This is a genomic window from Streptomyces hawaiiensis (assembly GCF_004803895.1).
GTDB lineage: Bacteria > Actinomycetota > Actinomycetes > Streptomycetales > Streptomycetaceae > Streptomyces > Streptomyces hawaiiensis.
Window position 1 is genome coordinate 7523469 of record NZ_CP021978.1, and the last position, 23615, is coordinate 7547083.

General features: G+C 71.1%; 19 protein-coding genes and 1 tRNA gene. 11 read left to right on the forward strand and 9 right to left on the reverse strand.

The window, feature by feature from the left end; translation table 11 throughout:
- The 4 genes from CEB94_RS34370 to CEB94_RS34385 form a co-directional block, all read right to left on the reverse strand.
- On the reverse strand, positions 1–1389 hold the full coding sequence (locus CEB94_RS34370; RefSeq protein ID WP_175435851.1) for an OFA family MFS transporter: 1389 nt from the start codon (positions 1387–1389) through the stop codon (positions 1–3).
- 122 nt (positions 1390–1511) lie between these two features.
- The gene (locus CEB94_RS34375; protein WP_175435852.1) at positions 1512–3656 is read right to left on the reverse strand and encodes an acetate--CoA ligase family protein; all 2145 of its coding nucleotides are present in this window, start codon (positions 3654–3656) and stop codon (positions 1512–1514) included.
- 4 nt (positions 3657–3660) lie between these two features.
- A complete protein-coding gene (frc, locus tag CEB94_RS34380) occupies positions 3661–4896 on the reverse strand; it encodes a formyl-CoA transferase (protein WP_175435853.1) in 1236 nt (411 codons plus the stop codon).
- A gap of 10 nt (positions 4897–4906) precedes the next feature.
- Positions 4907–6589, reverse strand: a complete 1683-nt coding sequence (locus CEB94_RS34385; RefSeq protein ID WP_175435854.1) for a thiamine pyrophosphate-binding protein — start codon at positions 6587–6589, stop codon at positions 4907–4909.
- A gap of 176 nt (positions 6590–6765) precedes the next feature.
- Here CEB94_RS34385 and sucC point away from each other — a divergent pair, with 176 nt between their 5' ends.
- From sucC to CEB94_RS34400, 3 genes are all read left to right on the forward strand, one after another.
- Complete coding sequence (gene sucC / locus CEB94_RS34390) at positions 6766–7896, forward strand: ADP-forming succinate--CoA ligase subunit beta (RefSeq protein ID WP_175435855.1); 1131 nt, start codon at positions 6766–6768, stop codon at positions 7894–7896.
- Positions 7897–7910: 14 nt separating this feature from the next.
- Complete coding sequence (sucD, locus tag CEB94_RS34395) at positions 7911–8792, forward strand: succinate--CoA ligase subunit alpha (RefSeq protein WP_175435856.1); 882 nt, start codon at positions 7911–7913, stop codon at positions 8790–8792.
- A gap of 294 nt (positions 8793–9086) precedes the next feature.
- Positions 9087–10628, forward strand: a complete 1542-nt coding sequence (locus tag CEB94_RS34400) for an aldehyde dehydrogenase family protein (RefSeq protein WP_175435857.1) — start codon at positions 9087–9089, stop codon at positions 10626–10628.
- 200 nt (positions 10629–10828) lie between these two features.
- Here CEB94_RS34400 and CEB94_RS34405 read toward each other — a convergent pair whose 3' ends face one another.
- Positions 10829–12160, reverse strand: a complete 1332-nt coding sequence (locus CEB94_RS34405; RefSeq protein WP_175435858.1) for a DUF2254 domain-containing protein — start codon at positions 12158–12160, stop codon at positions 10829–10831.
- A gap of 141 nt (positions 12161–12301) precedes the next feature.
- Between CEB94_RS34405 and CEB94_RS34410 the strand changes: the two genes are divergently transcribed.
- A tRNA-Leu gene (locus CEB94_RS34410) sits at positions 12302–12386 on the forward strand.
- 83 nt (positions 12387–12469) lie between these two features.
- Here CEB94_RS34410 and CEB94_RS34415 read toward each other — a convergent pair.
- Positions 12470–12736: a helix-turn-helix domain-containing protein gene (locus tag CEB94_RS34415; RefSeq protein WP_425472516.1), complete on the reverse strand. Its 267-nt coding sequence runs from the start codon at positions 12734–12736 to the stop codon at positions 12470–12472.
- A 33-nt stretch (positions 12737–12769) separates the two neighbouring features.
- On the opposite strand from CEB94_RS34415, the gene CEB94_RS34420 reads away from it, so the two are divergent.
- The 5 genes from CEB94_RS34420 to fusA all read left to right on the forward strand — a co-directional run bounded on the left by CEB94_RS34420 (position 12770) and on the right by fusA (position 19008).
- Positions 12770–13639 (forward strand): intradiol ring-cleavage dioxygenase, encoded by an 870-nt coding sequence (locus CEB94_RS34420; RefSeq protein WP_175435859.1) that lies wholly within the window; start codon positions 12770–12772, stop codon positions 13637–13639.
- Positions 13636–14742 carry a maleylacetate reductase gene (locus CEB94_RS34425; RefSeq protein ID WP_175435860.1) on the forward strand — a complete coding sequence of 369 codons (1107 nt, stop codon included), beginning with the start codon at positions 13636–13638 and terminating at the stop codon, positions 14740–14742. The genes CEB94_RS34420 and CEB94_RS34425 overlap by 4 nt, the downstream gene beginning before the upstream one ends.
- Positions 14743–14751: 9 nt before the next feature.
- A complete protein-coding gene (locus tag CEB94_RS34430; RefSeq protein WP_175435861.1) occupies positions 14752–15594 on the forward strand; it encodes an NmrA family NAD(P)-binding protein in 843 nt (280 codons plus the stop codon).
- A 138-nt stretch (positions 15595–15732) separates the two neighbouring features.
- Positions 15733–16647, forward strand: a complete 915-nt coding sequence (locus CEB94_RS34435; protein WP_175435862.1) for a YceI family protein — start codon at positions 15733–15735, stop codon at positions 16645–16647.
- A 318-nt stretch (positions 16648–16965) separates the two neighbouring features.
- Positions 16966–19008, forward strand: a complete 2043-nt coding sequence (gene fusA / locus CEB94_RS34440) for an elongation factor G (protein WP_175435863.1) — start codon at positions 16966–16968, stop codon at positions 19006–19008.
- A gap of 104 nt (positions 19009–19112) precedes the next feature.
- On the opposite strand, the gene CEB94_RS34445 is transcribed toward fusA, so the two are convergent.
- Positions 19113–19733 carry an HD domain-containing protein gene (locus CEB94_RS34445; protein WP_175435864.1) on the reverse strand — a complete coding sequence of 207 codons (621 nt, stop codon included), beginning with the start codon at positions 19731–19733 and terminating at the stop codon, positions 19113–19115.
- A gap of 168 nt (positions 19734–19901) precedes the next feature.
- Between CEB94_RS34445 and CEB94_RS34450 the strand changes: the two genes are divergently transcribed.
- Positions 19902–20444 (forward strand): hypothetical protein, encoded by a 543-nt coding sequence (locus tag CEB94_RS34450; protein WP_175435865.1) that lies wholly within the window; start codon positions 19902–19904, stop codon positions 20442–20444.
- A gap of 36 nt (positions 20445–20480) precedes the next feature.
- Here the strand turns inward: CEB94_RS34450 and CEB94_RS34455 are convergent, their stop codons facing one another.
- Entirely contained in the window at positions 20481–21440 is a 960-nt protein-coding gene (locus tag CEB94_RS34455; protein ID WP_175435866.1) for an ATP-binding protein, read from the reverse strand.
- A gap of 151 nt (positions 21441–21591) precedes the next feature.
- On the opposite strand from CEB94_RS34455, the gene CEB94_RS34460 reads away from it, so the two are divergent.
- Complete coding sequence (locus tag CEB94_RS34460; protein WP_175435867.1) at positions 21592–23112, forward strand: ABC transporter substrate-binding protein; 1521 nt, start codon at positions 21592–21594, stop codon at positions 23110–23112.
- Positions 23113–23120: 8 nt separating this feature from the next.
- On the opposite strand, the gene CEB94_RS34465 is transcribed toward CEB94_RS34460, so the two are convergent.
- Positions 23121–23522: a RidA family protein gene (locus CEB94_RS34465; RefSeq protein WP_175435868.1), complete on the reverse strand. Its 402-nt coding sequence runs from the start codon at positions 23520–23522 to the stop codon at positions 23121–23123.
- Positions 23523–23615 lie beyond the last annotated feature (93 nt).

The window sequence follows — 23615 nt, forward strand, 5'->3', positions numbered from 1 at the left end:
TCAGGCTGTGTCCTCGCCGAGCGGTTGTGGGTTGGGGGAGATGCGGCCCGTTTTCTTGTCGCGTCCCGGCGGGGTCAGGAACAGTGCCACGCAGCCGGCGAAGAGGGAGATGGAGCCGGCCAGGATGAAGGCACCGGAGTGCCCCCAGGCACCGACGACCACGGCACCCATGCCGGCGCCCAGGCCGGAGACGAGCTTGGCGCTGTAGACCATGCCGTAGTTGGACGCGTTGTTGTTCTCACCGAAGTAGTCGGCGGTGAGCGCGGCGAACATCGGGAAGATGGCGCCGCCGCCGAAACCGGATATCGAGGAGAAGATCAGGAACAGCGGAAGGTTCTCGGCGTTCGCCGACCAGAGGATGCCGTACTGGGACAGGCCCAGGATCACGCACACGACGAGCAGGCACCGCTTGCGGCCGTACAGGTCGGAGAGCCAGCCGATGACACCGCGGCCGGTGCCGTTGACGATGGCCTTGAGGGACATGGCCGTGGCGACGATCCCGCCCGCGAATCCGGCCTCCTCGCCGATCTCCACCTGGAAGGCGATACCGAAGATGTTCACGCCGGATGTACAGGCCAGACAGAACCACATCAGGGCCACCCGGCCGGTCTTCCACGCCTCCTTGGGGGAGTACTGGTGCACCGCCGGCGGGTTCATGCGCATCGAGCGGGCCGCGCGCGGGTCCTCCGGCGGGTTCAGCGGGTCGATGGCGGAGGGCCACCAGTTCTTCGGCGGGTCCTTGAAGAAGTAACCGGAGCACGCGACTATTCCGGCCAGGAACAGGCCTACGGAGACCAGGACCCAGCGGAAGTTGGTGAGGTCCATGTAGCCGTTGAAGAGGAAGACGAAGGGCACCGAGCCGTAGGCGAAACCGCCGTTGACGAAGCCGGTCTTGCCGCCCTTGCGCTCCGGATACCACTTGCCGACCATGTTGACGCAGGTCGCGTACACCATGCCGGCGCCCATGCCGCTGAACATGCTGAAGCCGATGTAGGCGACGACGACGTGCGGTGCGAAGGCGAGTGACAGGTAGCCCAGCAGTGTGCCCGCCGCGCCGCACATCATCGCCCAGCGGGCGGGAAGCTTTCCGCTCTCGCGCAGTTTGCCCGCGGGGAAGGCCACCGCGGCCTGGAAGAAGACCCAGACGGTCATCATCCAGAAGATGTGCATGCTGTTCCAGCTGTGCGCCGTGTGCAGGGTGTCCTCGGCGGACGCGAACGCGTACTCGGCGGAGGAGATGCCCATCATGCCGATCCAGGGCAGGATCACCATCCACTTGCGCTTGCGCCCCATGATGTCGATGTCGGTCTCACCGAGGCGGTAGACGCGACCGTTCGCGTCGGTGACCTCCCGGTAGGGAACCGTTGTGGGCAGGTCGGTCGTTGTCATGTCGTGTCGCACCCCTTGCGTCGAAAGATCTGGCCAGCGCCCCCTGTCCCATGCCTTTCGTGCGCGCGCGGGTCCCGGGGCAGGCCGACGCGCACCGTCGGCCTGCCCCCCGCTCACTCACCTCATGTACCGCCCCCCAGCAGCCCCGCCGCCCGTGCCCAGCGGTACTTCGCGCCGAGCACGGCCACCGGCTTCTCGGTCGTGTAGGGGTAGGCCACGACCCCGCGCTCGAAGAGGTACTGGCAGGCCTCCTCGACCTCCACGTCCCCCGCGAGCGACGCCACCACGGGCTTCTCGATCCCCCGCTCCCGGAACTCGGCCACCACGCGCGCGGTGAGCTCCGCGAAGACCATGGGAGGAGTGACGATGGTGTGCCAGTAGCCGAGGACCAGCGCGTGGATGCGCGGATCCTCCAGACCCAGCCGGATCGTCGCCTCGTACGTCGACGGCGGCTCGCCCCCGGTGATGTCCACCGGGTTGCCCGCGGCCCCGAAGGGCGGGATGAACCTCCGGAACGACTCGTCCAGGTCCGGCGGGATCTCCATCAGTGACAGGCCGTTGTCCGTCACCGCGTCGGAGAGCAGCACACCACTGCCGCCGGCGCCCGTGATGATCACGATGTTGTCGCCCTCGGGCGCGGGAAGCACCGGCAACGCGCGCGCGTACTCCAGCATCTCGTTCAGCCCCGGGGCGCGGATCACGCCGGCCTGCCGCAGGATGTCGTCGTACACGGCGTCGTCGCCCGCCAGGGCACCCGTGTGCGAACCGGCCGCCTTGGCACCCGCCGCCGTCCGCCCGGCCTTCAGCACGACCACCGGCTTCTTCGGCACGGTCGCCCGGGCGGCCTCCACGAAGGCGCGGCCGTCCTTGAGGTCCTCCAGGTGCATCGCGATGCACTCGGTGTGCGGGTCCTCGCCGAACCAGGTCAGCAGGTCGTCCTCGTCCAGGTCCGACTTGTTGCCGAGCCCGACGATCGCCGACACACCGGTCTTGGTGGTGCGGGCGAAGCCCAGGATGGCCATCCCGATGCCGCCCGACTGCGAGGTCAGCGCCACCCCGCCCTTGACGTCGTACGGCGTGCAGAACGTGGCGCACAGGTCGTGCCAGGTCGAGTAGTAGCCGTAGATGTTCGGCCCCAGCAGCCGTACGCCGTGCCGCTCGGCGATCGCCACGATCTCCGCCTGGAGTTCGTGCTCGCCGGTCTCCGCGAACCCGGAGGGGATCAGCACGGCGTTCGGGATCTTCTTGCGTCCCACCTCCTCCAGGGCCGAGGCCACGAACTTGGCGGGGATCGCGAAGACCGCCACATCCACCTCACCGGGAACGTCCGTGACACTCTTGTACGCCTTGCGGCCCAGAATGTCATCGGCCTTGGGATTCACCGGGTGGATCTCCCCGGCGAACCCCCCGTCGATGAGGTTGCGCATCACGGAATTGCCGATCTTGCCCTGTTCGTTGGAGGCGCCGATCACGGCGACCGAGCCCGGCTGCATCAGCCGGCGCATCGAGGTGAGGATCTCGTCGCGCGAGTACGTCCGCCGCGGCACGGGCTGCGACTCGGCGAGGATCACCCGGATGTCGGCCGCGACGGCCCCCTCCGCCGTCGCGATCACCGGGTTGAGGTCCACCTCGGCGATCTCGGGGAAGTCCGCGACGAGTTGCGACACCCGGCGGATCTGCTCGGCGACAGCCCACCGGTCCACGCCCGCCTGGCCGCGCACCCCGCGCAGGATCTCCGCCGACCGGATCGAGTCCAGCATCGACAGCGCCTCGTCGGCGGTCACCGGCGCGAGCCGGAAGGTGACGTCCTTCAGGACCTCGACGAGCACCCCGCCGAGCCCGAAGGCGACCACCTTCCCGAACGTCGGGTCCGTGACCGCGCCGACGATGACCTCCTGCCCCTTCGGCAGCAGCTCCTGCACCTGCACGCCCGAGATGAGGGCATCGGCGTCGTACGCACGCGCGTTGTCGATGATGCGGTGGAAGGCGGCCCGTACGTCGCTCGCGCCCTCGACCCCGACGATCACCCCGCCGGCGTCGGTCTTGTGCAGGATGTCAGGCGAAACGATCTTCATCACGACGGGCCCGCCGAAGCGCGCCGCGAACGCCACGGCCTCGTCGACGTCCGTCGCCAGCTCCTCGCCCGGTACGGCGATCCCGTACGCGTCGGCGATCACCTTGCCCTCGGGCGCGGTCAGCGCGGTCCGTCCCTCGGCCCGCACGGACTCCAGGAGGGACCGCACCCGCAGGACCCGGTCTTCCGCCATCACGTCAGATCACTCCGTTCGACTTGAGCAGGCGCACTTCCTCGTCACCGAGGCCGAGTTCGCCGACGTAGACCTCTTCGTTGTGCTCACCGAGCAGCGGGGAGCTGGTCACCTCGACGGGGGAGTCGGACAATTTGAGCGGGCTGCCGACGGTCACGAAGTCGCCGCGCTCGGGATGGGGGACGGTGACGACCATCTCGTTGGCGACGAGCGAACGGTCCTCGATGATCTCCCGGGTGGACAGGATCGGCCCGCACGGGATGTTGCGCGCGTTGAGCCGCTCCAGCACCTCCCACTTGGGCAGCGTCGAGGACCACTCCTCGATCAGCTGGAACATCTTGCCCAGCTTGGGCAGCCGCGCCTCGGGCGTCGCCCACTCGGGGTCGGCGGCCAGCTCGGGCCGGCCGATCAGCTCGCTGAGCGGCTGCCAGCCGACGGGCTGCACGATCACGTACACGTAGTCGTTCGGGCCGCCCGGCGCGCACTTGACCGCCCAGCCCGGCTGGCCGCCGCCGGACGCGTTTCCGGACCTGGGAACCTCGTCGCCGAAGTCCTCGTTGGGATATTCAGCGAGCGGCCCGTGTGCCAGACGCTGCTGATCCCGCAGCTTCACCCGGCACAGGTTGAGTACGGCGTGCTGCATGGCCACGTTGACCCGCTGCCCGCGCCCGGTGCGCTCCCGTTGGTAGAGCGCGGCGAGGATGCCCGCCACGGCGTGCACACCCGTCCCCGAGTCCCCGATCTGGGCCCCCGTCGCCAGCGGCGGCCCGTCCTCGAAGCCGGTGGTCGACATCGACCCGCCCATGGCCTGCGCGACGACTTCGTACGCCTTGAAGTTGGTGTACGGGCCTTCGCCGAACCCCTTGATGGAGGCATAGACGATCCGTGGATTGATCTCCTGGATGCGGTCCCAGGTGAAGCCCATCCGGTCCACCGCGCCCGGGCCGAAGTTCTCGACCATGACATCGGAGCGCCGGATCAGCTCGGTGAGGATCTCCTTGCCGCGCCCGGTCTTGGTGTTGAGGGTGATGCTCCGCTTGTTGCAGTTGAGCATCGTGAAGTAGAGGGAGTCGACGTCCGGCAGGTCACGCAGCTGCTTGCGCGTGATGTCGCCGGCCGGGGCCTCCAGCTTGACGACGTCCGCGCCGAGCCAGGCGAGCAGCTGCGTCGCGGAGGGCCCGGACTGGACGTGGGTCATGTCCAGGACGCGGATGCCTTCGAGGGCCTTGGTTCCTGTCATCGGGGGCACCTCACTTGTACATGGTCTGGTTCATGGTTCCGGGGGCGTACGCGTCCGGGTCGACCCAGACGTTGATCAGCGACGGCTTGCCCGACTCGCGGGCGCGCAGCAGGGCCGGGCCGATGTCGGCGGGGTCGCGGACCTCCTCGCCGTGGCCGCCCAGCATCCGGGCGAACTCGTCGTAGCGGACGTCGCCGAGGGTGTTGCCGATCCGCTCGCGGTCCTTGCCGTACTTGGCGGCCTGGCCGTAGCGGATCTGGTTCATGGAGGAGTTGTTGCCGACGATGCCGACGAACGGGAGGTTGTAGCGGACGAGCGTCTCGAAGTCCCAGCCGGTCAGGGAGAACGCGCCGTCGCCGAAGAGCGCGACGACCTCCTTGTCGGGCCGCGCCTGCTTGGCCGCGAGCACGAAGGGGACACCGACGCCGAGCGTGCCGAGGGGACCCGGATCCATCCAGTGCCCGGGCGACTTGGGCTGCACGACCTGCCCGGAGAAGGTGACGATGTCGCCGCCGTCACCGATGTAGATGGAGTCCTCGGTGAGGAAGTCGTTGATCTCGCTGACCAGGCGGTAGGGGTGGATGGGTGAGGCGTCGGACTTCAGGCTGGGCAGCCGCTTGTCCAGAGCGGTCTGCTCGGCCGCCCGCAGCTCGTCCAGCCACTCCTTGCGCCTGGACGCACCGCCGTTGACGCGCCCGGAGGCCGCCTCGGTCACCGACTTCAGCACCAGGCCGGCGTCGCCCACGATGCCGAGGTCGATGTCGCGGTTCTTGCCGACCGTGCGGTAGTCGAGGTCGATCTGCACGACGGTCGCGTCCGCAGACAGCCGCTTGCCGTAGCCCATACGGAAGTCGAAGGGGGTGCCGACGATGACGATGACGTCGGCATTGGAGAACGCGTACCGGCGCGAGAGCTGGAAGTGGTGCGGGTCGCCGGGTGGGAGGGTGCCGCGTCCCGCGCCGTTCATGTAGGCGGGGATGTTGAGGGCCCTGACGAGCTCGATGGCCGACTCGGTGCCCCGGGTCGTCCACACCTGGCTGCCGAGCAGGATGGCCGGCTTCTCGGCGTGCACCAGCAGGTCGGCGAGCTTCTCGATCGCCTCGGGGTCGCCGGCCGAGCGGGTCGAGGCGCGGTAGGCGCCGCCCTGCGGCACGCGCGCCTTGGCGGCCGGGACCTTGGCGTCCAGCACGTCGCGCGGGATCTCCAGGAAGGAGGGGCCGGGTGCGCCGTGGAAGCATTCGCGGAACGCCATGGACACCATGTCCGCGGCGCGGGCCGTGTCGGGCACGGTCGCCGCGAACTTGGTGATGGGGTTCATCATGTCGACGTGCGGCAGGTCCTGCAGGGACCCCATCTTGTGCTGCGTGAGGGCCCCCTGACCGCCGATCAGCAGCATGGGGGATTCCGCGCGGAAGGCGTTGGCGACACCGGTGACGGCGTCGGTCGTCCCGGGCCCCGCGGTGACCACCGCGCAGCCGGGTTTGCCGGTGATGCGGGCGTAACCGTCGGCGGCGTGGGCGGCGACCTGCTCGTGGCGTACGTCGACGACCTCGATGCCCTCGTCGACGCAGCCGTCGTAGATGTCGATGATGTGGCCGCCGCACAGCGTGTAGATGCGGTCGACCCCCTCGGCCTTCAGCGCCTTGGCTACGAGATGACCACCGGAAATCAAGTCCTGGGTGTCGTCGGGCATGGCGAAGTCCTGTCCCTTCGTAGGGGGTTGGAGCGGCTCGCAGTACATTGCATACAGTCGACGAATACTGTATGAAGCTTGTTATCCCGCATCCGGTGGGTGGTGTCCAGGGGGCGTGCGGCATTTTCGGGGAGCTGAGGGCCGCTCCCCAGAAGACACGGCAGTCAGGAGCCGAAATGGACCTGTACGAACACCAGGCAAGGGAACTCTTCGAAGAACACGGCATCTTGGTCCCACGGGCCGAGGTGACCGACTCGCCCAAGGAAGCCCGCGAGATCGCACGTCGGCTCGGCGGTCGGGTCGTGGTGAAGGCCCAGGTGAAGACCGGTGGGCGCGGCAAGGCCGGTGGTGTGAAAATGGCCGCCGACCCGGCCGCCGCGGAGCTGACCGCACGCCAGATTCTCGGCATGGACATCAAGGGCCACACGGTCGGCACGGTCATGCTGGCCCAACCGGTCGACATCGAGAACGAGTTCTACGTGTCCTACGTACTCGACCGCGCGGCGGGCCGCTTCCTCGCGATCGCCTCGGCCGAGGGCGGCATGGACATCGAGGAGGTGGCCGCCACGAGGCCGGAGGCGGTCGCCCGCATCCCCGTCGACCCGGCCGAGGGCGTGACCACGGCCAAGGCCACCGAGATCGCCGACGCGGCCGGACTGCCGCACCAGGCCGTCGACGTGCTCGTACGCCTGTGGGAGGTCCTGGTCCGCGAGGACGCCCTCCTCGTCGAGGTCAACCCACTCGTCCGCACGAAGGAGGGCCAAATCCTGGCCCTCGACGGCAAGGTCACCCTTGACGACAACGCCCGTTTCCGGCAGGCACGCTGGGGCGCGGACGACACCCGGCACGACGACCCGCTCGAGGCGGCCGCCGCCGCGAAGGGCCTCACCTACGTCAAGCTGGACGGCGAGGTCGGCATCATCGGCAACGGCGCCGGCCTCGTCATGTCGACGCTCGACGTGGTCGCCGGGTGCGGCGCGCGACCGGCCGACTTCCTCGACATCGGCGGCGGCGCGAGCGCCCAGGTGATGGCGGACGGACTGTCGGTCGTCCTCTCCGACCCGGCCGTGAAATCCGTCTTCGTCAACGTCTTCGGCGGCATCACCGCCTGCGACGCGGTCGCCGACGGCATCGTCCGGGCGCTGGACACCGTCCGGCTGACCAAGCCGCTCGTCGTGCGTCTCGACGGCAACAACGCGGCCCGGGGCCGGGCCATCCTCGACGAGCACGCCCATCCGATGGTCCAGCAGGTCACCACCATGGACGGCGCCGCCGCCCGTGCCGCCGAACTCGCCACCACGGCCTGAGGAGAGGGAACGCCATGGCCATCTACCTCACCAAGGAGAGCAAGGTCCTCGTCCAGGGCATGACCGGCGGCGAGGGCATGAAGCACACGCGGCGGATGCTCGCGGCCGGCACGAACGTCGTCGGCGGCGTCAACCCGCGCAAGGCGGGCCGCACCGTCGACTTCGACGACCGGGCCGTGCCCGTCTTCGGCTCGGTCGCCGACGGGATGCGCGCCACCGGGGCGGACGTCACCGTGGTCTTCGTGCCGCCCGCCTTCGCCAAGGCGGCCGTCGTCGAAGCCGCCGACGCCGGCATCGGCCTCGCCGTCGTCATCACCGAGGGCATCCCCGTCCACGACTCCGTCGCCTTCACCGCGTACGCCGAGGACAAGGGCACCCGCATCGTCGGCCCCAACTGCCCGGGTCTCATCACGCCCGGCCAGTCCAACGCCGGCATCATCCCGGCCGACATCACCAAACCGGGCCGTATCGGACTGGTCTCCAAGTCCGGCACGCTCACGTACCAGCTCATGTACGAGCTGCGCGACATCGGCTTCTCCACCTGTGTCGGCATCGGCGGCGACCCCGTCGTGGGCACCACGCACATCGACTGCCTCGCCGCCTTCCAGGACGACCCCGACACCGAACTGATCGTCCTCATCGGCGAGATCGGTGGCGACGCGGAGGAACGCGCGGCGGCGTACATCCGCGAGCACGTCACCAAGCCGGTCGTCGGCTACATCGCCGGATTCACCGCACCCGAAGGCAAGACCATGGGGCACGCCGGCGCGATCGTGTCCGGCTCCTCCGGCACGGCCGCAGCGAAGAAGGAGGCCCTGGAGGCGGTCGGGGTGAGCGTGGGCAGCACACCGACCGAGACGGCGAAGCTGGTGCTCGCGCGGCTCGAAGGCCGATAGCCGGGCCACGACCATGTTCGCGCGGCTTGAAGGCCGATAGCCGGGCCACGACCATGTTCGCGCGACTCGAAGGCCGATGACCGGGCTACGACCATGCCCGCGCGGCTCGAAGGCCCATGACCGGGCCACGGCCGTGACCGCGTGGCTCGAAGGCCGATAGCCGGGCCACGGCCATGTTCGCGTGGCTCGAAGGCCGATGACCGCGCCACCACCGCTCGCGCGACACGAAGGACGACAGCAGGCCACCCGCGCCGATTCCCCGCCCCCGACTGTGCACCGAGAGCGGAGCAACCCATGGCACCCACCCTCACCCTCAAGACCGGCACGTCCTGGCCCGACGCGTGGCAGCGCTGCCTCGCCGTCGCCCCCGAGGCCTTCCGCGACGACCGGGTCCTCAACCTCTGGAACAGCGCCTGGCAGGAGGACGGCCGGGTCATGCCCGCCGTCAGCCCGGTCGACGGCAGCCCGATCGCCGGTCCGCCACGCCTGGACGGGACCACCGCGCACCGGGCCGTGTGCGCCGCACTCGACCAGCACCGCGCATGGCGGCACCTGCCTCTGGAGGAGCGCAGGGCCCGGGTCGCGGCCACCCTCGACGCCCTCGCCGAACACCGCGGCCTGCTCGCACTCCTGCTCGTCTGGGAGATCGGCAAGCCCTGGCGCCTCGCCCAGGCGGACGTCGACCGGGCCATCGACGGGGTCCGCTGGTACGTCGACGGCATCGAACCGATGCTCGCCGGCCGGACCCCGCTGGACGGACCGGTCTCCAACATCGCGAGCTGGAACTACCCGATGAGCGTGCTCGTTCACGCAATGCTGGTCCAGGCACTGGCAGGCAACGCGGTCATCGCCAAGACCCCGACCGACGGCGGTGTCGCCTGCCTGACCCTGGCCTGTGCCCTCGCCGCCCGCGAGGGGATTCCCGTGACGCTCGTCAGCGGCAGCGGAGGCGAGCTGTCGCAGGCGCTGGTGCGGGCGCCCGAGATCGGCTGCGTCTCCTTCGTCGGCGGCCGCGACACCGGCGCCGCCGTGGCCACGGCCGTCACCGATCTCGGCAAACGACACGTACTCGAACAGGAAGGACTCAACACCTGGGGCATCTGGAACCACTCGGACTGGGACACCCTCACCGCGGTGATCCCCAGGCTCTTCGACTACGGCAAGCAGCGCTGCACGGCGTACCCGCGCTTCGTCGTCCAGCGGCACCTGTTCGACGCGTTCCTGGCCGCGTACCTCCCGGCGGTACGCACGCTCAGAGTCGGGCATCCGCTCGCCGTGGAGCAACGGGACGACCCGTACCCGGAGCTGGACTTCGGGCCGGTGATCAACGCGGCCAAGGCGAAGGAGCTGCGGGACCAGGTCGCCGAGGCGATCGAGCGCGGCGCCGTACCACTGCACCGCGCCACGCCCGACGACGCCCGCTTCCTGCCCGGCCAGGACACCTCCGCCTACGTCCAGCCGGTCACGCTTCTCAACCCACCCTCGTCCTCTCCGCTGCACCACGCGGAGCCGTTCGGCCCGGTCGACACGATCGTCCTGGTCGACACGGAGGCAGAGTTGCTGGCCGCGATGAACGCCTCCAACGGCGCGCTGGTCGCCACGCTGTCCACGGACGACCGGGCGACATACGACCGGCTCGCCCCGCACATCCGCGCGTTCAAGGTCGGCCACGGCGCGCCCCGCTCCCGGGGTGACCGCCACGAGCTGTTCGGCGGGCTCGGGGCGTCCTGGCGCGGCGCGTTCGTCGGCGGCGATCTGCTGGTGCGCGCGGTGACGCGGGGACCGCAGGGGGAGCGGCTGCCGGGGAACTTCCCGGAGTACCAGCTGCTGCCCTGACGAGGGGGGGCGCGTCCGACGCCGGTTCGCCACGCGGTCCGCCCCGTGGGTGCCGGCGTCGGACGCCGAACGGGGTCCGACGCCGCTCCGGCCCCGCCCGGCAGCCGTGCCGCTCCCACCCGGGCGCCTCGGACCCGGTTCTCTCCGCGATGCCGGGCCTGGCCACCTTCCCGCTCGTGCCTGAGCGCGCCGGGTGTCGCTCAGCCGATCCCCTGCCGGTCCGGGCGCAGGGCGAACTCCCGGTCTGACGCGGTCGGCGCGGTCAGGCCGACGGCCTGCCGGAGCAGTTCGCGATGGCGCAGCAGCGGCTCGCGGCGTTCCGGCGGGGCGAGCAGGAGCAGGTCGTCCAGTCCGGCCAGCATGCGTCGGGAGACCTGCGGGCTCCCGACGGCACAGATCCGTACCTCGGTGAACCCGAGATCCACCAGCTCGGTCCACCCCGGCACCGGCTGCACCAGCCGCACCGCACCGGCCCGGTCCCGGTGCAGGGCGGCGTCCAGCGGGCGCCGGCTCAGGGCGGCCAGGAACTGGACGATACGGTCCAGCGCCTGCACGGCGGTCGTCGGATCGTTGATCGCCGAGGACAGGGCGCGCAGCGCGATGTCGGACAACTGGCGCAGCCCGAAACCGAGATCCTGGTGGTAGGTCCGCTCCACCCCCACCGAGATCGCGTGCCGCAGCGCCCTGCGCGGCGGCACCGGCCCGCCGTGCACCGCCACAACCGGCATACCGGGCACCACGAAGTCACCGATCCGTGGGATCAGCCGCAGCACCGCCCCGTGTTTGCGCGCCACCCGCACCAACCGTGCGATGTGCACGTCCCGCAGCACTCCCGCCCGGCCCTCGTGCGGCATCCACGCGGTCTCGGCGCCGAGGCCTGAAGCGTCCTGCCCGCCCACCGGCACGGGCATCGAGGCGGCCACCCGGAACGACTCCGAGGCGATCCGCGCGATCACATGGCTGATCCGCATCAGCCGCAGGGTGGCGTTCACGTACAGCACGAAGAGCAGCAGGCTCAGCCCGACCATGCACAGAGTGAGGACCGACTGCACCAGAGGCACCGACGTGACGGCCCGGGGGTCGTCGACACTTGTGAAGCTCGTCAGGACCAGCAGGGTCAGCACGAAGGTCGCCAGGAAGACCGCGAAGGTCGCCTTGGTGATCCGGCTCCGGACGAAGAGCCGCACCACGCGCGGGGTGAACTGCCCGCTCGCCATCTGCACGGCGACCAGCGAGATGCTGAAGACCACACCGATGAAGGTCATCATCGCCGAGCCGACGGCACTCACCACCGCCTTCGCGTCCTCCGCGAACCGCAGCAGCTCGTCGAGCGTCTCGTAGTCCCGGTCCTCCTGGAGCGCGTCGACGACGACCGCGTCGAGTGCCTGCGCCCCCGCCCAGATCACGAAGACGCTCACCATCGCCGCGGTCGGGGCGAACCAGAACGTGTCCCGCAGATGCTCCCTGAGCGGCGACAGCGCGCGCGGGCGACGCCCTGGCGAGGAGCTCCGCGTAACCATCCAGTCACTCATGGTGTGACCCTAGAGGTGTCGGGGCGCGAGGTCCCGGACCCCCGCCAGGCGGACGGAAACGCAGGTGAAAGGCACTCCGAAAGCTTGGTATTGTTGTCCGTGTCGCCGCGGGGAACACCCCTGCGAGGCGACAGACACCTGGTCCGGGTGGCGGAATGGCAGACGCGCTAGCTTGAGGTGCTAGTGCCCTTTATCGGGCGTGGGGGTTCAAGTCCCCCCTCGGACACAGACCAGCTCGGGCGGGTCGAGATCTTCTCGACCCGCCCGAGCTGTTTGTGCGTGCCTGCGGCTCGGCTGCGTGCCTGCGGCTCAGCGCCGGTAGCCCCGCAGCTTGCGGTACAGCGTCGCCCGGCCGATCCCGAGCGCGGCCGCGGCGCGAGCCTTGTTGCCGCCGTGGCGGCGCAGCGCCTCCAGGATCGCGGCGCGCTCGGCGTGCTCCATCGGGCTGAGCGGGCGCGCGGCCGGTCCCTCCCGGACGGGGTCCGGCAGCTCCGCCCGGCGCACCGGCCCGGACAGCCGCCGGTGCTCGGCCAGGGCCCGTACGACATGGGCCAGCTCGGTGACGTTCGCCATCATGGAAGAAGCGGACGTCGACGACGAGGAGCCGGGATGACCACCGATGCGACCGGGACGGGCGTCACCGAGCAGGCTCTCGCCGGCCTGCGCGGGACCGCCGACCCGCGGCTGCGTGAACTGCTCACCTGTCTCGTCCGCCATCTGCACGACTTCGCGCGCGAGACCCGCCTCACCCAGGAGGAGTGGGAGCGGGCGATCGCCTTCCTGACGGCGACCGGCCAGGCCTGCACCGACACCCGGCAGGAGTTCATCCTGCTGTCGGACGTGCTCGGCCTCTCCATGCTCGTGGAGACCCTCAACGGCCATCGCGCGGCCGGCGCCACCGAGTCGACCGTGCTCGGCCCCTTCCATATGACCCAGTCACCGGTCCGCGCGCTCGGCGACGACATCGACCTGGTGGGCGGCGGCGAGAAGTGCGTGGTCAGCGGCCGGGTGCGGTCCGCCGACGGCACCCCGCTGCCCGGTGCCGTCGTCGACGTCTGGCAGGCCGACGACAAGGGTTACTACGACGTCCAGCAGCCCGGCGTCCAGCCCGCGGGCAACGGGCGCGGGCTGTTCACCGCCGACGCCGAGGGGCGCTTCTGGTTCCGCACCTGCGTCCCGGCGGCGTATCCGATCCCCACCGACGGCCCCGTGGGCGGGCTGCTGCGCGCGGCCGGGCGGCATCCCTACCGCCCCGCGCACATCCACTTCATCGCCGCGGCCGAGGGCCACACGCCCGTCACCACGCACATCTTCGTGGCCGGCGGCGACTACCTCGACTCCGACGCGGTGTTCGCCGTGAAGCAGAGCCTGGTGCAGGACTTCACCGAGACGGACAACCCCACGCTGGCCGGGGAGTTCGGCGTGGAGAACCCCTTCCGGCACGCCCGCTTCGACCTCGTCCTGGAGCGGACCGCATGACGTTCCAGGAGCGGTTCACGTACGAGACCCGGCCCGCGCGGGTGGTCTTCCGGCCCGGCGCGGCCGTCAGCGCCACCCCGGACGAGGCGGCGCGCCTGGGCCTGAGACGGCTGCTGGTGGTGTGCGGCAGCCGGGGCGAGCGCGTGGCCCGGACGGTGGCGGACGCGCTCGGCGACAGGTGCGCGGGACTGCACGCCGAGGCGCGGATGCACGTGCCCGTCGAGGACGCGGACCGGGCCGTGGAGGCCGTCCGGGCGGCCGGGGCGGACGGCTGCGTCGCGGTCGGGGGCGGCTCGGCGATCGGGCTCGGAAAGGCGATCGCCCTGCGCACCCGACTGCCGCTGATCGCGGTGCCGTCGACCTACTCGGGCTCCGAGATGACCCCGGTGTGGGGCCTGACCGAGCACGGCACCAAACGCACGGGCCGCGACCCGGTCGTCCAGCCCCGCAGCGTCGTCTACGACCCCACGCTCACCCTCTCCCTGCCCGTACCGCTGACCGTCACCAGCGGTATCAACGCGCTCGCGCACGCCGCCGAGGCGCTGTACGCGCCGGACGTCTCACCGCTGGTCTCGGTCATGGCGGAGGAGGGCGTGCGGGCGATGGCCGAGGCGCTGCCGCGGCTGGCCGGCGACCCGGAGAACCTCGACGCGCGCAGCCGGGCGCTGTACGCGGCGTGGCTGTGCGGCACGTGCCTCGGCGCGACCACGATGGGGCTGCACCACAAGCTGTGCCACGTCCTCGGCGGCACGTACGGCCTGCCCCACGCCGAGACCCACACCGTCGTCCTGCCCTACGTCCTCGCCCACAACGCCCCCGCGGCACCGCGGGCGGTGACCGTACTGCGCCGCGCCCTCGGCGCCGACGACGTGCCCCGCGCCCTGTGGGACCTGGCCGGCCGCCTCGGCGCACCGCGTTCCCTCGCCGAACTGGGCCTCGCGGAGGCCGACGTGACACCGGCGGCGACCCGAGTCGCGGGCGAACCGTATGCCAACCCCCGCGAGGTGACGGCGCAGGGGGTGCGGGGCGTACTGCTCGCGGCATACGAAGGAGGCCCGCCGGACTCGGGCTCGCGGACAGAAGGTGACCGCGAGCCTTCCTAGGGTCGTGGCATGACCCGGACGCAGAGGATTCTTGTCACCGGCGCCACCGGAACCGTCGGCCGTCAGGTCGTCGCCGAACTGCTCGACCGGGGGCACCAGGTGCGTGCCCTGACACGCGACGCCGCGCAGGCCGCCTTCCCGGCCGGGGTCGAGGTCGTCCAGGGCGACCTCACCGAGCCGGACGGCCTGGCCCCGGCGCTGAAGGGCATCACCGGCCTCCACCTGATCACCTTCGGCGGTGCGGCCTTCAGCCCGCTGGAGAGCGGCCCCCGGATCCTGGAGCTCGCCCGGTCCGCCGGTGTCCGCCGCGTCACCGTGCTGCACGGCGGCGGCCCCACCCCGCTGGAGGACGCGGTGCGCGTCGGCGACGGCGTGGACTGGACCGTGCTCATGCCGGTCGAGTTCATGGCCAACGCCCTGCAGTGGGCGGACGGGATCGTGGCCTCGGGCGAGGTGCGGGAGCCGTTCGTCGACCGGCTGAGCGCCATGGTTCACGAGGGCGACATCGGCGCCGTCGCGGCCGTCTCGCTCACGGAGGAGGGGCACGGCGGCCAGGAGTACGTGATCACCGGCCCCGAGGTGCTCACCGTCGGCGACAAGGTGAAGACGATCGCCGCCGCCGTCGGGCGCGAGATCGCCCTGGTCGAAGTGACCGAGGAGCAGGCCATCGCGCAGTGGCGGGCGGCGGGCCTCCCCGAGGACGTCATCGGCTTCCTGCTCGAGGCGTACGGGAACACCCCGGAGGTGGGCCGGACGGTCTCCGGCATCGTAGAGAAGGTCACCGGTCGCCCCGCGCGCACCTTCGCCGAGTGGGCCGCCGGACACACGGACGCCTTCACGGAGCGGTCCTGACTGTCTCGTATTGAGACACCCGGCCCGGAGCCCGGTCCGTCAAGGTCGACAAGGGGGTGTGACCGCAGCAAGGTGCGGCCGTCGGCATGCGCTGAATCGCTGCCCGTACGGCCGCACACCCGAAGAAAGGTGACCACCATGGCCCTCGCACTGCTCCGGCGCCGGAGGCTCAAGAGCGCCTCCGCCGCAGCGGCGGGCCTCGCCCTCCCCCTCCCCGCCGGCGCGGGCGCCGTCGCCCGCGAGGTCGTCGACCCGATGGGCTCGCCCCTGGCGGCCGCGGACGTCACCGTCACCGCCCTGGACACCCACCGCGTCGTCGCCCGCGGCACGACCGACCCGTACGGCTACTTCCTCGCGGCCCTGCCACCCGGCCGGTACAGCCTGCTCATTTCGGCGCAGGGCCTGCGGCCGCACCGCGAGACGATCGAGACGGGCCCGGGCACCCCGACGGCCACCGAACGGGTCTGGCTGCAGCCCGCCGAGGCGCTCCAGCTGCCGACACCCGGCACCTGGCTCTTCGACCCGCCGCAGACGGCGATCCGGTTCATCGCCCAGCACGTCGGCATGGCCCATGTCCACGGCCGCTTCGAACGCTTCGAGGGCGGCATCCGGATAGCCCCGGAGATGACCGACTCCCGGGTGCACGTCCGGATCGACGCCTCCAGCATCACCACCGGCAACACCACCCGCGACAACCACTTGCGGTCCGCCGACTTCCTCGATGTCGAGCGCTTCCCGTACATCGACTTCACGAGCGCGCGCTTCGCCTACCGGGGCGGCAGCAAGTGGACGTTGCAGGGTTCCCTCACGATGCACGGCGTCAGCCGCTCGGTGTCCCTGGACACCACGTACCTCGGCACCGTGAACGGCGGCTACGGCCAGGAGTTGCGCTGCGCGGCCCTGGCGACGGCGGAACTGCACCGCGAGGACTACACCCTCAACTGGCGTTCCATGCTGGCCCGGGGCATCGCCGTGGTCGGCCCGACGGTCCAGCTGGAGCTCGACGTCCAGGCGATGTACCGCACCCACGACACCCCGACCCCGCCGGAATAATCCCTGGCCCGCTCCCCCCGGTCTCCCTACACTCACGCATGTACCCGGCCGCCCACTACAGAGCGCCGGGCATCCTCGCGACGGATGAAGGGAGACGGCCATGCGTGACCACACCGCTGCCGTCGTCTCCCTGCCGCGCTACGAGGTGATCCTCGTGTCTTCGTCGCCCCGGTGCCCGCTGCGCGGCGGCACCGGCTGACCGGGACGAACGCCTGACACCCGAAGACGCTGACGTGCTGTCAGGTCTGGGTGGTACCCGCCCGTTTCGCCCGGGAATCGCGCTGCCCCTTTCCTGATCGCACCGAAAGGCCCTGGGCCGTGCGCACCCACCTCAACCCGCTCGCCGTCGTCCGCAACCTCGGCATCCTCGCCCACGTCGACGCCGGCAAGACCACCGTCACCGAACGGATCCTGTTCGCCACCGGAACCACGCACAAGCGCGGCGAGGTCCACGACGGCACCACCGTTACCGACTTCGACCCGCAGGAGCGCGACCGGGGCATCACCATCTTCGCCGCGGCGGTGAGCTGCGCCTGGGACGGTCACCGGATCAACCTCATCGACACCCCGGGGCACGTCGACTTCGCCGACGAGGTGGAGCGTGCGCTGCGGGTGCTCGACGGTGCGGTGGCCGTGTTCGACGCGGTGGCCGGGGTGGAGCCGCAGAGCGAGTCGGTGTGGCGGCAGGCCGACCGGCACGGCGTGCCGAGGATCGCGTTCGTCAACAAGATGGACCGCGCCGGGGCCGACCTCGACGCGGCCGTGGCGTCGATCCGGGCGCGACTGCACCCGGCACCTCTGGTCGTACAGCTGCCGATCGGCGCGGAGGACACCTTCACCGGTGTCGTCGACCTGGTGCGCATGCGCGCGCTGCTGTGGACCGATGACGGCACCGTCGAGAACGCGCCGGTGCCCGACGAGCTGCGGGCCGCAGCCCAGGAACGCCGTCGGTCGCTGGAGGAGGCCGTGGCGGAACTGCATCCGGGCGCACTGGAGGAGTTCTGCGACACCGGCACGCTCTCCGAGGGGACCCTCTCCTCGGCGCTGCGCGAGGCGACCCGGGACGGTGACGGCGTGGTCGTGCTGTGCGGCTCCGCGTACCGCAACCGCGGTGTCGAGCCGCTGCTGGACGCGGTCGTGGCCTATCTGCCGTCGCCCCTGGACGTGCCGCCGGTCCGGGGCACGCTCGACGGCGTGGAGCAGGAGCGGCCCGCCGACCCCGCGGCACCCGCGGCCGCCCTCGCGTTCAAGGTGCACGCCACCTCCACGGGACGGCTGACCTACCTGCGGATCTACTCGGGCACGATCGAGAAGGGAGACACGCTGTGGGACGCGAGCGCGCGGCGCACCGAGCGGATCGGACGGATCCTGCGCGTCCAGGCCGACCGGCACGCCCCGCTGGACCGGGCCGTCGCCGGGGACATCGTCGCCGTGGTCGGGCTGAAGGCGGCCCGCGCCGGCTCGACCCTGTGCGCACCGGACGCTCCGCTCGTCCTGGAACCGCCCGGTGTGCCCGAGCCGGTGGTGTCGGTCGCGGTCGAGTCCCGCCGGGCCGGTGACACCGACCGGCTGGCGTCGGGGCTGGCGCGGCTGACCGAGGAGGATCCCTCGCTGGTCGCGCGAACCGACCCGGAGACCGGGCAGACGGTGCTGTCGGGCATGGGCGAACTGCACCTGGAGGTGGCAGTGGAGAAGCTCCGGCGCGAGCTGGGCCTTGAGGTCAACGTCGGGCGCCCCCGCGTCAGTTACCGGGAGACCGTCGGCCGAGGCGTGTCCGGGCTGGTGTTCCGGCACGTCAAGCAGGACGGGGGAGCGGGGCAGTTCGCCCACGTCGTCCTCGACGTCGAGCCGCACGAGGAGGGGGGTTTCGCCTTCCGCTCGGCCGTCGTCGGCGGGCGGGTGCCGCAGGAGTACGTCCGGGCGGTCGAGGCCGGCTGCCGGGACGCCCTCACCGAGGGCCCGCTCGGCGGGCACCCGGTGACCGGGCTGCGCGTCACGCTCACCGACGGGGCGACCCATGTGAAGGACTCCTCGGACACGGCGTTCCGCACGGCCGGCCGCCTCGGTCTCCGGGAGGCCCTGCGCGCCTGCGCGATGGTCCTGCTGGAGCCGGTCGTCGAGGTCACGGTCACCGTGCCCGAGGACGCGGTGGGCGGCGTGCTCGGCGATCTCGCCGCCCGGCGCGCGAAGGTGACCGGCTCGGTCACCCGCGCGGGTGCGGCGGTCGTCACCGCCACCGTGCCGCTGGCCGAACTGTTCGGCTACGCGACCCGGTTGCGCAGCCGCACCCAGGGCCGCGGCACCTTCACGGCCCGGCCCACCGGCTACGCGCCGGCGCCGGTCGCGACACCGGTGCGGTAGCGCCGCGACCGGCCCCTCCCTCCCCGACCGCGGAAGGGAGGGGCCGGTCCTGCCCTACGGGTACGACGGCATCGTCGGGACGGCACCGTGGACGTCCCCGACTTCTACGCCTGAACGGCGGCGCTCGTGGCGTCTCCCTCCGCCTCGGAGCCCGGCACGGGCCCGGCGAGGTCCGGGTCGCCGAACCGCGCGCGCAGCGCCTGGAAACCGGTCACCTTGTCCGCGCCGAAGCGGCGGACGTGGGCGGCGTATTCGTCCGGCGAGAGGTACGCCGACGGCCGGGACTTGGTGTGGAACTTGTCCGCGTACATCACCAGCCTCTCCTCTTCCGTCACCGCCACGTAGTCGGCGGGAGGGAGGGGCAGCCCCTGGCTCACGATGTCCTGCCGCGTGAGCCCCACTCCGGTGTGGTGCGAGCAGAAGCGGCGGAGGGTCTCGGGGAAGCCCTCCGCTTCGAGGATCTCGTGGCCGAGCAGGCCGTGCCGGATGTAGTTCCGGTGGTCCAGGCGTCCGTCGTCGTAGAGGCGGTAGACGCCGATGTCGTGGAGGAGGCAGCCGGCGCGGACCAGATCGGCGTCGAGGTGGGCGAGGTGAGGCGCCGAAAGGAGTTGCTCGGCGATTCCCCAGACGATCTCGCAGTGCGTGTGGACGAGGGCGAACGCCTCGGTGGTGGGCGCGTACTTCTCGTGCAGCGCCCGGATCTCTGCGGGGCCCGGAATCATCATCGGGTGAGCGTAACAACGCTCCTCCGGCTGAACCGGGAAGTTCCCGCAGCGCCCCTTTTCACGCGATCGGATGGTGCTGCGGGGAGCGGGCACGCGCCCGGCCCGCAGGCCGTTCGAGCTGGTGACGGGACTTGTTGTCCATTCTCAGCACGGTAACGGGAGCACACCATGGGCCTGCACTTCCACCGCAACCCGGACGGCACGACGACCGGGCGCAACGAGGCCAACGGCTTCACCGTGACGCATGCCGAAGAAGAAGAGGTGAAGCGGCAGTTGTACGAGGATGCCGGATGGGAGTACACGCCTCCACCGCCGCCGGTTCCGCCCGGGTTCCATCGGTTCTCCTTGGTCCACGACGATTTCCGGGCCTTCGGGTTCGGGGACGAGCGGTACGCGCGGCTGCGGGCGCGTCCGCCGGAGGGGTGTGCGCCCGTCGACCGGGGGTGCTTCGCCCTGGAGTGCGAACGGCCGGGGAAGACGCTCCTGGACGCGGTCGCCGGTACCGTCGCGGAGGTCCGCCGAGAGCACGGGCTGGTGATGAACAGCCTGGGTGTCGAGAAGACCCAGGAATGGTTCGACACGGACAGCAAGGACGGATACGCCGCGCAGATCGTCGCGCACGTGGTGCTGATGGCCGCTGACCGCGCCCGACTGCTCGGATACGGACGCAAGGACGTGGTTCGGCTACTCGATGCCACGGGGATCGAGTAGCCGGCGGAGGCGGGCCGGCAGCGGGTGTGGTGCGCCTCAGGGCAGGGCGGCCGGCCCCGGCACGTAGTCCGGGTCCACCTGCGCCGCCAGGTCCTCGCCCGTGCGGGCATCCGCCCAGGCGTGGACGTTGCGCAGATGGAACTCGACCGCGTGGCGGTGGAGGCGGTCCCCGTCGCGTGGGTGGGAGTCGACCGCCTCGCGCAGGATCGTCAGGGCATGGCGGTTGTGCGGCTCCAGGGAGTTCAGGGCCTCCGGTCCGGGCTCCGTGCGGCCCTGCTCGGCCGCGCGGATCCAGGGCGACTGGACCAGGTGGGTCAGGAGGTCGTCGCCCACCTGCTCCTTGAGGAAGAGCAGGTCGTCCTCGCCGGTCACCTTGTTGCCGACGACCGCGACGCGGATGCCGAACTGTTCAGCGTGGTCACGGTACTGGCGGTACACCGAGACGCCCTTGCGGGTGGGTTCCGCCACCAGGAACGTGATGTCGAAGCGGGTGAACAGGCCCGAGGCGAAGGCGTCGGCGCCCGCCGTCATGTCGACCACGACGTACTCGCCGGGTCCGTCCACCAGATGCCCGAGGTACAGCTCGACCGCGCCGAGCTTGGAGTGGTAGCAGGCCACACCCAGGTCGGACTCGTCGAACTCGCCCGTCACCATGAGGGGCACGCCGCCCGCCCGGCCGACGTGCCGCGTGTGCAGTTCGTCCCCGCCGAGCGGGCGCAGCAGGCGCGAGCCGCGGCCCGGCGGGGTCGTCTTGATCATCGCCTCGGGGGAGGGGATGCGGGGGTTGTCGCCCCGGAGGTAGTCCTTGATGCCGGGCAGGTGCGCGCCCAGGGCAGGCGCGGGCTTCTCCTCGCCGCCGAGTGCCTCGGCCAGGTGCTGGTTGATGTCGCCGTCGATGGCGAGGACCGGGGCGCCGGAGCGCGCCAGGTGACGGGAGAAGAGCGCGGACAGCGTGGTCTTGCCGCTGCCGCCCTTGCCGACGAACGCGACCCTCACGACCGCCCCACCTTTCTGAAAATGGATGTCATGTGGATAGGTTTAGGGAGTGATCAGTAGTGGTGTCAAATCGCTTGCTCCGTACGGGATTTGGCGACGGCCTGGCGTGGATCACCCGGTTGACCGGCGTGTTCCGCTTGATGCATATGCTGTGCAAGTGCGTGATCAGAGCATCAAAAGCCACCGCCGGTTCCTCACCGCCCTCGCCCTCGTGCCGTGCCTGGCCGGCTGCTTCGCCTCCCCCGGCGGCGAGTCGTCGTCGCAGGGCGGGCCGTCGGGGTCGCGGCTGCGCGTCGCTCTCGCCTTCCCGCCCGCCGAGAACTTCTCGCCGTACGGAGCCGACGCCACGCTGCTCAGCCGCCTCGGCGTCACCGAGGGGCTGACCGCCCTGGACGCCAACGGTGCCGCGGCCCCCGCGCTCGCACAGTCCTGGCGCCGGGAGAACGACCGCACCTGGCGGTTCACCCTGCGCGAGGCCACCTTCCAGGACGGCACGGACGTCACCCCCGCCGCCGTGGCCGCCGCGCTCACCCACGCCACGAAGGCCGAGCCCGCACCCGCCGCCCTCGCCGGCGTCACCCTCGGCGCGCAGGCCGACGGCGACCGCGGCATCCGCATCACCACCGCGGCGCCCGACCCCGTCCTGCCCATGCGCCTGGCCGGCCCGAGCCTGGCGATCCTCTCCCCGAAGGCGTACGGGAAGAAGGGCAACCCCACTCCGGTCGGCACCGCCACCGGGCCCTTCGAGATCACCAAGGTCAACGGCGGCGGCTCCGCCACCCTCGACCGCTACGACGACTACTGGGGCGGCCTCGCCCACGCCACCGGCATCGACGCGCGCTTCGTCAAGGACGGCACCGCCCGCGCCAACGCCGTACGCACCGGCGACGTCGACATCGCCGAGGCGATCCCCGTCGCCCAGGCCGCCACACTCGACAAGGCCACCCTCAGGGAAGCCGGCACCACCCGCACCACCAGCCTGCAGCTCAATACGGAGACCGGGCCCTTCAAGGACCCGGAGCTGCGCGCCGCCGCTCGCACCGCGATCGACTCCTCCGCCCTCGTCAAGGGCGTCTTCGAGGGGTACGCCGACCCGGGCGTCGGCATCTTCGGGCCCGCCGTCACCTGGGCCGAGAGCAAGCGGGTGAAGCCGGCCGGGCGCGCGCAGGCCGCCCGGCCCGACGGCACGCCGATCACCCTCGCCACCTACGACAACCGACCCGAGCTTCCCGAGGTCGCCCAGGTCGTGCAACAGCAGCTCCAGAAGGCCGGCTTCACGGTGAAACTGGAGGTCCGCGAGTACTCACGGCTGGAGAGCGACGCGCTCGCCGGGAAGTTCGACGCGTTCATCGGCGCCCGCAACAGCCTCCTGGACACCGGCGACCCCGTCGGCATCCTCGGCAGCGACTACACCTGCGACGGCGCCTACAACCTGGCCCAGCTGTGCGACAAGAAGACCGACCGGGCCATCGCCGAGGCCGTCGAGACCGACGGCACCGGTGAGCGGCAGGACGCCGCCATGGCAGCCGAAGCCGCGATCCTCGGCACGGACACGGTCGTCCCGCTGGCCCACCAGCAGATCATCGCCGGCGTCTCCACCAAGGTCCGGGGCCTGCTGCTCGACCCGTACGAGCGGACCCTGGTGGGCACGGGAACACGAACGCGACGCTGACCGGCGGCTCAGGCAGGCAGCTTCGTGTCGATCACGCAGCTGATCTCGACGAGCTGCCCGGGAAAGGTCAGTTCGGTGACGCCCAGGGCCGTGCTGACCGGCCGATGGGTGCCGAAGTACGCCCGGTTGCCCTTCGCCACCACCTCGGCGTTGCCCACCAGGCCCACCGTGTACAGCGTCTGGGAGACGACCTGGTTGCGGGTGGCGCCGTAATGGGCCAGAACCTTGTCGAGGTTGGCGTAGGTCTGCTCGAGCTGGGCGGCGACGCCGTCCTCGGGGTGGAAGACACCCGCCTCGTCGAACGAGAGCTGCCCCGAGACGTGGATCAGGTCACCGGACCTGATCGCCTGCGCGTAGCCGAAGTGGCTCTCGGCCGGGATGCCGTGGTCGTAGACGTCGATGGTCGTCACAGTCGCTGTCCTTCCGTCGAGCGCGAACCCGCGCTCTCTTGCGGTTACTCGGAAACCGTAGGAGAGTGACCGCCGACCTGGAAGAACGCACTT